This window comes from Clostridium sp. Ade.TY (assembly GCF_000498355.1).
GTDB lineage: Bacteria > Bacillota > Clostridia > Clostridiales > Clostridiaceae > Clostridium.
The window spans coordinates 15,848-28,984 of record NZ_AVSV01000020.1 but is presented as its reverse complement, the minus strand read 5'-3'; the positions used below and the strand labels follow the sequence as shown (position 1 = coordinate 28,984).

The following is a 13,137-nucleotide window of genomic DNA, read 5'->3' as shown; positions in this document are numbered from 1 at the left end:
CAATTTACATAATATTAAATAATATATTTAAACTTAATAAAAATAGGGCTATTTTATTAGCCCTATTTTAAATTTAATTAAATCTTTTTAACTATATTTTTATAGCCAAAATATGTTGCAATAAAGTATCCGCTATATACTATTATTATAAATCCCATAGTTAATAATGAGGAAGATAGTATACTTGATTTTCCATATAATGATATGAATGAGTTAACAACTTTTATAGCAACTACTGAGTGAACTATAGCAAGTACTAATGGAAGCATAAAATATGATAATGTTTGTATAAATATTGTTTTATTTATCATACTTTCTGGTGCTCCAATTCTTCTTAATGAATTATATCTGTCAGTACTATCACTTGCTTCTGATAATTGTTGAAGTGCAAGTACTGCTGCACTTGATATTAAGAAGATAATTCCTAAGTATAATGCAATATATAATATTAAAGCTGTTGATGCCTGCATATTTCCTAATGTTTCAATTTTAGTAGTTAATCTTAAATAAGCATCTTTAAAATTATTATTATTTTTAAAGAATTCACTGTAATATTGTTGTGATTTATCTTTCTCATTTCCATATTGTATATCTAAGAATGACTGATCTATTCTTAGTCCCTTTACAGCATTATCAGGTACTATAACATTAAATATAATTTGTGTTGCTGATTCAGTGGATAAAGTATTATCTATTAACTTATCATCTTGTACTGAATATTCTTTTCCACTTATTTTTATCTTTCCTGAATTTTTTATAAACTCTTCTACTGTTGGCTTTATTTGATCCATGTTACATTGAACTAAAAATTTATTTTCATCTAATGTTAAAGGCTTTTCTCCATTTAGTTTTCTTAGTTCATTAAATTGTGATAATGGAATTGCATTTACATCTCCCATATTATTTTCATTTATAGCTTCATTAACTTTATTATCAGCATATTTACCTAATACATCCTTAATACTTGTTTTTGTATTATAAAGATTTACATAAGCATATTTATCTCCATCTACAAACTTAAAATTAGTTTTAGACAATATATCTTTAACAGAAACATTTGCATTTTTATCTAAATACGCAGTAATTGAAGCATCATACTTAGCAATATTATCCATATTTTGCTTTTTAAAACTTACACCAGTTGATAATATACTAATAGTTAAAAATAACATTAAACAAATTACAGCCATTGATATAAAGTTTGTATTTATTTTGCTATTCATTTGTCTTAAAGTAAATATATTTAATTTCTTTAAGTATATATTTTTATTTTTTTGTATTATAACAATTAAGAAACTTGTTAATCCATAAAAAAATAATACAGTTCCTATAACACCTAATAATATTGATATCTTAAATTCAGGTCTTGTAAAGTCTAATCCAACTTTAATTATTAATTTATACGCAATACCTATAATTATTATTGAAATTATAAAAAGAACACCTGCAATTATAGGATTTTTAATTTTATTCTTTTCACCTTTTTTATGTGCATTAAGTAAATCAATAAGTTTATATTTTGATATATTAAATGTATTGAATACCATAACTACAACAAATATAACACCAAAATATATTATTGTTTTTATTATTGAATCAATTGATATTATAAATTGGTATTTTATTATATTAGCTTCAAATAATTTTGCAGTTATAATTGCTAAAATCTGTGATAATAAGATTCCTGAAAATAATCCAACTATTAATGAACCTATACCTATTATTAATTCTTCTATAACTAAAAGTTTTGACATCTTTCCTTTTCCCATGCCAAGTGACATATAAAGGCCTAGCTCTTTTTTTCTTCTCTTTATAAGAAAATTATTTGCATATATAATAAGTCCACCAAGTATTAATGATACAAATACTGATATATATGACATTACATTCGTAATCATTTCTAAATATTCTTTATTTATACCCATCATATTTTTTTGAGCATCAATTGAGTTAAAACTATAAAATATACATACTGCAAATGTTAATGTTAGAAAGTATATAGTATAATCTTTAAAACTTTTCTTTACATTATTTATCGCTAACTTAGAATACATTAGTTTCCCCCCCTAGAAGAGTAACAACTTCAATTATTTTATCGAAGAATTCTTTTCTAGAATCATTTCCTTTTGTTACTTCATTAAATAGTTTTCCGTCTTTTATAAATAAAATCCTATCTGCATAACTTGCTGTAAAAGGATCATGAGTTACCATAAGTATTGTTGCTCTTAATTCTTTATTTATCTTTTCAAAACTTTCTAATAACTGTCTTGCTGATTTTGAATCAAGTGCTCCTGTTGGTTCATCTGCCAATATTAACGTAGGATTAGTAACTATTGCTCTAGCTGATGCAACTCTTTGTTTTTGACCACCTGATACTTGATATGGATATTTTGATAAAAGTGTATCTATACCTAATTTTTTTGCTATATCTTTTACTAACTTATCTATTTCTTTTGGTTTTCTACCTTGTATTGTTAATGCTAAAGCTATATTTTCATATATTGTTAATGTATCTAAAAGATTATAATCTTGAAATATAAAACCTAATTTATCTCTTCTAAATTCTTCTAATTTTTTACCTTTTAATTTTGTTTCATCTTCCCCATCTAAAAGTATTTGTCCTGTTGTTACTGTATCTATTGTTGAAATACAATTTAAAAGTGTTGTTTTACCACTTCCTGATGCCCCCATTATTCCAACGAACTCTCCTTCTTGAACATCAAAGCTTATTCCATCAATAGCCTTTGTAACATTATCTTTATTTCCATAATATTTCTCTATATTTTTAACTTCTAATATATTTTTCATCTCTATGTCCTCCTTGAACTTATCTTATGTTTATATCTTACTCTCTTCATTCATTATCTCATATTTATTTAGGTTTCATTTACCTTACATTTTCGTAAGATAATCTTTGTAAACATTTAAATAATTAAATTGATTTAATTTCTTTTTTTATGTTTAAATATGTATAATCTTATTATAACAATTTATAAATTTATTATTTGGGGTGATATAATGCAAAAGACAAAAATAATAGTTACTTTAAATAAATCTAATATGGATAAAGAAAATTTAAAAATATTAATAAATCATGGTATGAATGTAGCAAGAATCAATTTATTGCATTATTCATATGACGAAGCAAAATTAGCTATTAATAACTTAAGAGAAGCTGATGAAGAATTAAATACATTAACAGCAGTTCTTATAAACATACGCGATAATAAAATTAGAACTAACTCATTTATAAAAAATGGATTTAATTTAAAGAAAGATCAATATTTTTCTTTCTTATGCGGAAGTGAAATTGTAGGAGATAGTACTAGATGTTCTATATCAAATTCTTATTTACATAAAATTTTATCTCCTTCCGATAAATTATTTATCGATAATGGTCTTATTCAATTTGAAGTTATAGAAATAAATGGTCGTGAAATTAAATGTAAAGTTATAGTTCCTGGCTTTATTTCTTCTAACAAACAATTAAATTGTTCAAAGATAAAAGAACATACTCCTTTAATTACTACTATAATGGATGAAGATATAAAATTTGCTTGCGATGTAAAATCTAACTTTATTTCTGTATCTTCTGTAAGAAATAAAAGTGATATGTCTTTATATTTTGATAAAATTTTAGAATACACTAAAAACTCACTACCTCAATTATTATGTAATATTGAAAATATTGATTGCGTTAATAATATAGATGATATATTAAACTTTTGTGATGGTGTTATTATTTGTAGAAGCGAAATGGGAATAAGCATTAAATATGAAGAGATACCTTATGCACAAAAAGATATAATAAATAAATGTATTAAAAACAATAAAATTTCTATAGTTGCTAATCAAATATTAAGTTCAATGACTGAATTCAATAAACCAAATCGTTCTGAAATAAGTGATATATTTACAATAATATCTGATAATGCAAATGCTATTATGCTTACAAAATCAACTTCTATTGGTAAACATCCAGTTAAAGTATTAGATACATTATGTAAGCTATTAAAAGACGGAGAAAGCAAATTAGAAATAAAAACTATATTATCAGAAAACTACAATAATAAGACATTAGGTTATGATGAAATAATGTCAAACTCTATAGTTAATATGGCAAATAATTTTCCAACTAAAGCTATATTAATAAGTACAACAAATGGTAAAGTAGTTAAAGAAATCTCAAGATATAGACCAAATGCTAATATAATTGCAGTAACTAATAATAAACAAGTTGCTAAAAATTTAATATTAGAATATGGTGTAACACCTTTTATATATGATGATTTTATAAATGATAATAAATTTTTAGAAGATGCTCGTAATTTTGTATTAAAAAATAAAATTGCAAATAGATTAGATACAGTAATAGTCCTTGCTTCTGATAGAAATTCATCTTTTAAAAATGATACTTTAAAAATAATGACAATATAAAAATAAATATTTTTTTAATGTAACTTTAATATTATAAAATAAAAGAACATATTGCTTAATTAAGTTATACTTAATCAAACAATATGTTCTTCTTTTTTTTCTTTATTATAAAACCTATTTATGTTGTTCTTTTTCTTTTATTTTGTTAGCCATTTTTTCTTGTTCTTTTCTAACTTCATTAGTTTTTGACTTTTCATTTTTTATAACTACCTCATCATATCTTTTTTGACTCATTTATCTCATTCCTTTCAAGGTATTATCTGTCCAAATCTTGTCTTTATATTAACACCTATTATAAAATAGGTAAAATATACTAATGTCCATATTGTTTTTTATTTCTTTATTTTTCTTCTTAATATCTATTTAATCTAAAGTATATTAGGAAAATATTTAAATACCTAATATATCCTCTATTTTAAAGTACATTATTATTTCTTTTACACATTATTAAAGTTGTATAACTTACGTTTATATATAAAAAATAGGACTGCTATTAACAGTCCCATAAATTTATTATAAAATTTTAAATTTCAACTTTAATTTCTACACCAAAATGATCTGATATTACACTTTTATTTTTTCCATTAAATATAACATTGCTATATAAAACTTTAACATTTTTATTAGTAAAAATTATATCTACCCTAACATCCTCTTTATTATCTTCCCAACCTGCAATGCTTCCTCTTACTGTAATACCACTATCTTTTTCTATTGATAAATCATAAGTATCAATTAAACCATTTTGCTTTAATAAGTCATAACCTTCATTTCTAATTAATGCATTATTATTAAAATCCCCCATTATAAATGATAAGTTATTTCCTCTTAAAACCTTCGAACATAATCTATCTACTTGGTATTCAAAACTTTCTTCTTTATCATTAAACCAACCTAGATGACATGAATAAACATCAATAGCTTTTCCATTATAATCAATAGTTGCTTTTACTATTTTTCTTGACTTCCAACAAGTTATTTCTTCATTTTTAGAAATATAAAAGCTTTCCTTATTTACTATTTTATGATTTGATATTATACATAGCCCTTCTTCATATACATCATAACCAATATGCGAAAAATCCCAAACTAGATTATAATTATCTTCTCTTATTTTTTTTATTTCATTAATTAACAAAAGTCCAAAATTATCTTCTCTTATATTATCATACTCTATTTTTGAATTTATATTTTGACTAACTTCTTGAAGAGCTATAACATCAAATTCTTTTTCTACTATTACTTTTGCTAAATATTTTATTTTTTCTAATTGTTTTTCTTCTTGCCATGAATGACAATTTAAAGTTAGTAATTTCATATTTAAACTCCTAAAATATCTTGTACATCAGATTTTATTAAGTCTGCTTTTGGTCCATATATAGCCTGTACACCTTTATCTTTAACAATAAGCCCTAATGCTTTATTATTTTTCCATTCTGTTTCATCTGAAACTTTACTTGTATCTTTTACAGTAACACGAAGACGTGTCATACAAGCATCTACATCTACTATATTATCTTTTCCGCCTAATAATTCAATAGCTTTTATTGCAATTTCATTATTTATATCTGATCCACTTTTTTTGCTTTTTGAATTATCTTCTGATTTATTTCCTTCATCATCAATATAATTTCCCATACGTCCTGGAGTTGCAATTTTAAATTTCTTAATTAAGAAATTAAATACAAAGAAGTTTACAAAGAAGAATATTACTGCAACTATTACAAAGTTTATTAAATCTCCTGTTAATCCTGCATTAACCATAAGAGGTGAACGAGTTATAAGTTCTATTGCACCAAATGCATGAACCCTTAAGTTAATAATATCTGCAAGTGCAAATCCTATTCCTGTTATTACTGCATAAACTACGTAAAGTATTGGTGATATAAACATAAACATAAATTCTAAAGGCTCTGTAACTCCAGTTAAAAATACTGCAATTGCTGCTGAAAAATATACTGATTTATATTTTGATTTCTTTTCTTTATCAACATTTTTATACATTGCAAGAGCTACACCTATAAGTGATGCACTTGATAATATTACTTGTCCTGCTTTAAAACGTGCTGGAGTAATTGATGTTAATAAATTATTATATGCAGCCATATCTCCTGCTTGTTTTAAATTATTTAAATCCGTTATCCATGCAAGCCATAAAGGATCTTGTCCCGCAACAACTTGTCCTACTGTTGGTCCTGTAAGTATATGATATACTCCTCCAAGTTCTGTATAATTTATAGGAACAGTAAGCATATGATGTAATCCAAATGGTAATAATAAACGTTCTAATGTACCATATAAAAATGGCGCTATTACCGGTGCTGTATCCCTTGATGTTGCTATCCACTGACCAAATGAATTTAATCCATATTGAACAAAAGGCCATATAAATGAAAGTATAATTGCTGTTATTGTTGAACCTATTATAACCATGAAAGGAACAAAACGTTTACCATTAAAGAATGCTAAAGCATTAGGTAACTTATTATAATTATAATATTTGTTATATAAAGCTGCTCCTAAGAAACCTGAAATAATACCAATAAATACACCCATATTTAAAGCTGGTGCTCCAAGTACTGATACAAAGTAATCTTTTGCAAGAAGTTGTTGTCCTGTAAGTGAATGTACAACATCAGTTGATGTTTTTGCAAGCATTTCATTAGTTACGCCAAAAATTACACCTGTTATTCTATTTGTAAGAATAAAGGCTATCGCTCCAGCAAATGCTCCCCCAGCACGTTCCTTTGCCCAAGAACCACCAATAGCTACTGCAAATAAAAGATTTAAATTACCAATTATTGCCCAACCTATATCCTCCATAACTTTTGCAACTGTTTTAAAGAAATCAATATCAACATATATTCCTATAACTTTCCCTATTGATATCATAAGTCCAGCTGCTGGCATTACTGCAACTACTACTAATAACGCCTTCCCAAACTTTTGCCAAAAATCAAAAGATCCAAGCTTTAATTTTTTCATCCTTTTATACCTCCAAAATGTTTTTAAAAACTTATCTAGAAATATATTATTTATGATGCTCCAAACAAAAACTTTAGAGGAAAATAAATAATATATTTTTAATAAATTTAAAATTTCATATTAAATAAAATTTATTTTAAACCTTATAAACCCTACACTCATAAGGCTTTAAAGTAAACTTATTAAGTGAATCATGATAATCAACAACATAATTATTAAGAAGTAAATTTGAGTATTCTAAAGTTTCCCCATCATAATTATATTCTGACTCTTTGTTAGTTAAATTTCCTATAATTAAAAACTTTTCATCATCTAAAACTCTTGCATATGCAAATATATTTTCATCATCTTCTAATATTAAATTATATTTACCATATATTAATGTTTTATTAGACTTCTTAAGCTTTATAAGTTTTTTATAAAAATTCAATACTGAATTCTCATCTCTCTCTTCTTTCTCTACATTTATCTCCTTATAGTTTTCATTAACTTTTATCCAAGGTATACCATCTGTAAATCCTGCATTTTTACTATTATCCCACTGCATAGGAGTTCTTGAATTATCTCTTGATACTGCCCATACTTCCTTCAACGCCTCTTCTTCTGATACACCACTTTCTATCCTCTCGTTATAAGAATTTATAGTACTTATATCTTTATACTCATCTATACATTCAAATTTTACATTTGTCATACCAAGTTCTTGCCCTTGATATATAAAAGGAGTTCCCTTTTGAAGAAAATATGTTGCTCCAAATGCCTTTGCTGATTCTTCTCTATATTCTTTATCATTTCCCCAAGTTGATACAACCCTTGGTATATCATGATTTTCTACAAACAATGCATTCCATCCATTTTCATCCAACTCATTTTGCCACCTTGTTAAAACATTTTTATATGCTTTTACATCAAAATTATTTTCATCTTCATATCCCCAAAGATGAAGATGTTCAAATTGAAATACCATATTAAACTTTCCATTTTCTTCTGAAACCCAATCTTTTGCTTCTTCTGCAGCTACCCCATTTGCTTCCCCTACAGTCATTATGTCATACTTTTTAAAAGTTTCTTCATTCAACTCTTTTAAGTAATTATGTATTCCATCAACATTCATATGCTTATTAAATGATGAAACGTATTTAAGTCCCTCTGGGTTATCCATATCACTTAATCCATCTTCTTTTTTTATATGACTTATGGCATCAACTCTAAAACCATCTATTCCTTTATCAAGCCACCAATTAATCATTTTATATATTTCTTTTCTTACATCTTCATTTTCCCAATTTAAATCTGGTTGTTTCTTGCTAAATAAATGAAGGTAATATTGTTCTCTCTCTTTTGAATATTCCCAAGCTGATCCTTTAAAAATACTTTCCCAATTATTTGGTTCTTTATTATCCTTACCATCTCTCCATATATACCAATCGCTTTTTGGATTATCTCTTGATGACTTTGATTCTATAAACCATTGATGTTCATCACTAGTATGATTTACAACTAAATCTATAATTAATTTCATTCCTCTATTGTGTACTTCTTTAAGTAACAAATCAAAATCTTCCATAGTTCCAAACTCATCTAAAATATTTTTATAATCACTTATATCATATCCATTATCATCATTTGGTGATTTATATATTGGACATATCCATATTAAGTCAATTCCTAAATCTTTTAAATAATCAAGTTTTGAAATTATTCCTTTTATATCACCTATTCCATCACCATTTGAATCTTTAAAACTTCTCGGGTAAATTTGATATCCAACTAACTCTTTCCACCAATTTTTCATTTTATTAAATCCTTTCCTTTATTCTCATTTATGCAAACGTTTGTCCAAAATTCAAAAAAATTTTTCTTAAACTGTTTTTTTATATTTAACAAAACATTTTTGTAAATATTTTCTATACTTTTCTTTTTATATATTATCAAAATTTTTTATATTTATCAAAGCTCATTTAAAGTTAATTTCATATATTTTTCTTTAAAATACTCTTAATTTCTATTAAATCCTAAAAAATCCATGCAAACGTTTGCCTTAAATTGCAAAGGATATTATTTATATCCTTTCGATAAACTCTGTTTCAACAATATAATGACTTTTCTTTTTTTCTTTATTATAGTTTAAACTTTCTATAAGTAACTTAGTTGCTTGATATCCAAGTTCTCTTGCATTTATATCAATTGATGATATTGGAGGATTTTGATATTTTGCCATTGGTGTATTATTAAAGCCTATAAGTTTAATTCCATCTATATTATTATCCCTTAAAAAATTATTTGCTCCAAATGCCAAAAGGTCTTCTGTTGTAACTACTACACTAGGCTTATCATTTTCTAATATTTCTTTCATTGCATTATATCCACACTCTTCTGTAAAATCTTTTCCTTCAACAATGCTATCTAAAGTATATTTTATATTGTTATCTTCTAAAGCTTTTTTAAATCCATTTAATCTATTTTTAGAAACCTTCCAATTCTTTTTACCACCAATAAAAGCTATATTGTAATATCCATCATTTATAAGATTTTCTACTAAGTCATACATAGCTTTAAAATTATCATTATCTACCCATAATACATCATCTTCATTATCAGGTCTTCCTATTACTACAAAAGGAAAGTTTATACTCTTTAAGTATTCTATACATTTATCATTTTCTCTAACTGTTAAAAGACACATTCCATCTAATAAATTATTACTTGAAAATTCTTTTACACTTTTAAGTTCATCTTCTGAATTTTTGCTAAATGCATACATTATATGATAACCATATTCTTCTGCTGAAATACTCATTCCTCTCATAGCCTCAACAAAAAATGGGTTTTTAAATAAATCATCAGCTTCATTAGGTAATACTACACCTAATATTTTTGTTTTATTGCTAACTAAACTTCTTGCTATAGCATTAGGCTTATAATTTAATTTATTAATGGCCTTATTTACTTTTTCTTTAGTTTCTTCACTTATTTTAGGACTATTTGATATAACTCTTGATACTGTGGAAGGGGCTACATTTGCTTCTCTTGCTACATCTTTAATTGTAACTTTCAAATAATCAACTCCTTCTTATAAATTATGTGTTTAATATATCATAACTTTTTAAAATATTCTATATTCATTAGAAATTTTTGTAATAAAAAATGAGGTATTTACTTAAATAAATTTAAGTAAATACCTCAATATATAAATAATGCTTTATAGGCTACTATATATTATTTGATGTCTTTAATTGATTTACTTTATTTTCAACCCAATCAAAGAATCCAGTATTTGAATATGAATTAGTAATTGTTACTTTTGAATTATCTATATCACTTGTCATTGTAAATGTATCATTATTAGTTTTATTATTTACAATTGAATCTAATTTATAATTCATTGGTATACTTTCTTTTATTGTATAACTATCTCCATATTTAACACCTTCAAATTGAGCTGATTGTCCATTTTTAATGGATACACTTTGAATTGTACCATCATTATTATCAATTAAATTTATTGTAAATAATTGATTATCTACATCTACTTTTTGATTTGCATTTAATTCGGAATAATTTCCCACATTTTTTGTTACATTTATTATTCCAGTTTTTATTTTAGTTTTAAAATCAACTCTATCTTCATCAAGTTTTTTCCCATTATAACTTATAGATGCATAATTAACTCCTCTATTTCCTGAATTACTTTTTGCTATCCAATCCGTATATAATATTAATGTCTTTCCTGCTCCAATATTAATTTTATTAGTATCAATCGTTGTATTTAAATTATTTTTATCTGTCCTAAACTTCCATTTTTCATTATTATATGTGACTTTTTTTCCGTCATCACAATTTAATATATCAGATAAACTTAATCCACTTAATGATAAATTTTCATCTCCTAATTTTGTATTATTTTTTAATGATATTTTAAAAGTAACCTTATCTCCATCAACTATAGATATTGGATTATCTTTATTATAATTAATTTCTTTTCCATCTCTATTTATAGTTAATATAGTTTTAGTTAAATCAACTTTAGGAGACTCTGTTACTATTTTTATATTTACTGTACTTGAACTTTTTGATGTTATTTGATTATTAAAATATGTTCCACTAGCTTCAACAGTATTAGTAAATTCTTTGTTTAAGTCTGAATACCTATTTGAATCACTTAAATACTTTAGATTTTTTTCATCTTTTAAAGTTATACTTTTTCCTGGACTTAAATTATTCAAATTAGAATAATATCCTGAACTGCCTACTATCCTTGCCCCATGTAAATTTTCATTATCGTAAGTAATCTTTAATATAGCATCTTTGAATTTTATATTATTTACTGTAATCTGACCAGTATTCGTAAGTTTAAATTTAAAATATACAGTAACATCAGCCGGAATTTCTGGTATATGATTTTCAGTATTTAAAATAATATCTCCATCACTATCCCTTAGTATATTTCCATTCTTATCTAATACTAACTCAGATTTATTAACCTTACTTTCATCTTGTGGATGTATATAAGCAATTTTTTTAACAGTTATTTGAGGTTTCTTAACAGCATAAAGTGCTAGTCTTGTCATCCCACCAGTATTACACCATTCACTTGCTAACATATCAATCATATGTTTATTATTACCGTATACATTTTGTTTAATTATATCTGTTACATTTCCCAAGACAACATTTCCATTACTATCTTTTTCTTCATTATTTAAGTCAACATGCCATCCATCTGATGAACCTAAACTTAAACCATTATATCCATGCTTACCACTATCATCAGTTTCACCACCATATCTATCTGTTGATAAATTATTATATGTAATAGTCTTATTAACAAATTCATTACTATTTTTTTCATTTCTAGTAATAAAATTTATTTTTCTATCTCCATATCTATCTTCAGGTCTTGGTGGAGTTGCATAATTTATTTTTGTAGAATGTTCATCAACAAAAACTGAAATAAGATCATTAGCTCCTAATATCATCTTTCCATCTGGCATAGCTAAATAAAATTCATAATCATCTATATTATTCTTATTTATTCCTTCATTACTTAAATCAAAAATTCCTCTAAACATATACCAATCTTGAGTCTTATATTGTAAATTAGAATCTTCATTAATGGATTGTTGCCACCCTACAGAATTCTCATTATTTTCATTCCATATATCATTACCTTTTACAGGTAAACTTACTGGTTCTTCTCCAGTAGATCCAACAGGTTCAAACCAACTCTCCAAATTTCTATAATCTATAGTATATAAATTACTTTCATCTGGATTAACAAGCATAGGTGTTCTTAAAATATTTCCAGTTAAACCAGTAACATTTACATCACCATTATGCCCATCATCAATATAATACTTATCATGTATCCAATTATAACTATCTTTAGGTGACATTAAATTATTTTCATTGATCATATTTAAATAATTTACTGAAATATAATTTCTATTACTATTTATAGTATAATACGAATTTGTAGTTTTATAATCTGAATTTACAAAATTCATATTGTTCCTTGACCACTTCAATGGGATTTCTATAACACCATTTTCATTTGATGTACTTTTTACTTGTGCTGAGTTTGCTTTTATTGTTATATTCCCTGAAAATATAGAAGTTATTAATATAATAAAAGAAATACTAAAACCTATAATTCTATTAGTATTAATTCTATTTTTTTTATTTTTCTTCATATATTTTAAGTTACCTCCTTTC

8 protein-coding genes are annotated in these 13,137 nt (G+C 25.1%); 1 reads left to right on the top strand and 7 read right to left on the bottom strand.

What is annotated here, in order from left to right:
• Window positions 1-77: 77 nt before the first annotated feature.
• On the bottom strand, window positions 78-2,054 hold the full coding sequence (locus O212_RS0106770; protein ID WP_024614368.1) for an FtsX-like permease family protein: 1,977 nt from the start codon (window positions 2,052-2,054) through the stop codon (window positions 78-80).
• Window positions 2,044-2,808: an ABC transporter ATP-binding protein gene (locus O212_RS0106765; protein WP_024614367.1), complete on the bottom strand. Its 765-nt coding sequence runs from the start codon at window positions 2,806-2,808 to the stop codon at window positions 2,044-2,046. Before O212_RS0106765 ends, O212_RS0106770 begins: the two co-directional genes overlap by 11 nt.
• Window positions 2,809-3,018: 210 nt before the next feature.
• On the opposite strand from O212_RS0106765, the gene pyk reads away from it, so the two are divergent.
• Window positions 3,019-4,437, top strand: coding sequence for a pyruvate kinase (pyk, locus tag O212_RS0106760; RefSeq protein WP_024614366.1), 1,419 nt, complete (start codon window positions 3,019-3,021; stop codon window positions 4,435-4,437).
• 523 nt (window positions 4,438-4,960) lie between these two features.
• Here the strand turns inward: pyk and O212_RS0106750 are convergent.
• The 5 genes from O212_RS0106750 to O212_RS0106730 form a co-directional block, all read right to left on the bottom strand.
• Window positions 4,961-5,755, bottom strand: coding sequence for an endonuclease/exonuclease/phosphatase family protein (locus tag O212_RS0106750; protein WP_024614365.1), 795 nt, complete (start codon window positions 5,753-5,755; stop codon window positions 4,961-4,963).
• 2 nt (window positions 5,756-5,757) lie between these two features.
• Window positions 5,758-7,422: a PTS transporter subunit IIBC gene (locus tag O212_RS0106745; protein WP_024614364.1), complete on the bottom strand. Its 1,665-nt coding sequence runs from the start codon at window positions 7,420-7,422 to the stop codon at window positions 5,758-5,760.
• A 136-nt stretch (window positions 7,423-7,558) separates the two neighbouring features.
• Window positions 7,559-9,217: an alpha-glucosidase gene (locus O212_RS0106740; protein WP_024614363.1), complete on the bottom strand. Its 1,659-nt coding sequence runs from the start codon at window positions 9,215-9,217 to the stop codon at window positions 7,559-7,561.
• A 267-nt stretch (window positions 9,218-9,484) separates the two neighbouring features.
• Window positions 9,485-10,480: a LacI family DNA-binding transcriptional regulator gene (locus O212_RS0106735; RefSeq protein WP_024614362.1), complete on the bottom strand. Its 996-nt coding sequence runs from the start codon at window positions 10,478-10,480 to the stop codon at window positions 9,485-9,487.
• 154 nt (window positions 10,481-10,634) lie between these two features.
• A complete protein-coding gene (locus tag O212_RS0106730) occupies window positions 10,635-13,115 on the bottom strand; it encodes a DUF5979 domain-containing protein (RefSeq protein WP_024614361.1) in 2,481 nt (826 codons plus the stop codon).
• Window positions 13,116-13,137 lie beyond the last annotated feature (22 nt).

What these genes read in the sequence shown, in the direction of transcription:
- O212_RS0106770 (WP_024614368.1), bottom strand. Translation starts at nt 2,054, where the DNA reads ATGTATTCTAAGTTAGCGATAAATAATGTAAAGAAAAGTTTTAAAGAT.
- O212_RS0106765 (WP_024614367.1), bottom strand. Translation starts at nt 2,808, where the DNA reads ATGAAAAATATATTAGAAGTTAAAAATATAGAGAAATATTATGGAAAT.
- pyk (WP_024614366.1), top strand. Translation starts at nt 3,019, where the DNA reads ATGCAAAAGACAAAAATAATAGTTACTTTAAATAAATCTAATATGGAT.
- O212_RS0106750 (WP_024614365.1), bottom strand. Translation starts at nt 5,755, where the DNA reads ATGAAATTACTAACTTTAAATTGTCATTCATGGCAAGAAGAAAAACAA.
- O212_RS0106745 (WP_024614364.1), bottom strand. Translation starts at nt 7,422, where the DNA reads ATGAAAAAATTAAAGCTTGGATCTTTTGATTTTTGGCAAAAGTTTGGG.
- O212_RS0106740 (WP_024614363.1), bottom strand. Translation starts at nt 9,217, where the DNA reads ATGAAAAATTGGTGGAAAGAGTTAGTTGGATATCAAATTTACCCGAGA.
- O212_RS0106730 (WP_024614361.1), bottom strand. Translation starts at nt 13,115, where the DNA reads ATGAAGAAAAATAAAAAAAATAGAATTAATACTAATAGAATTATAGGT.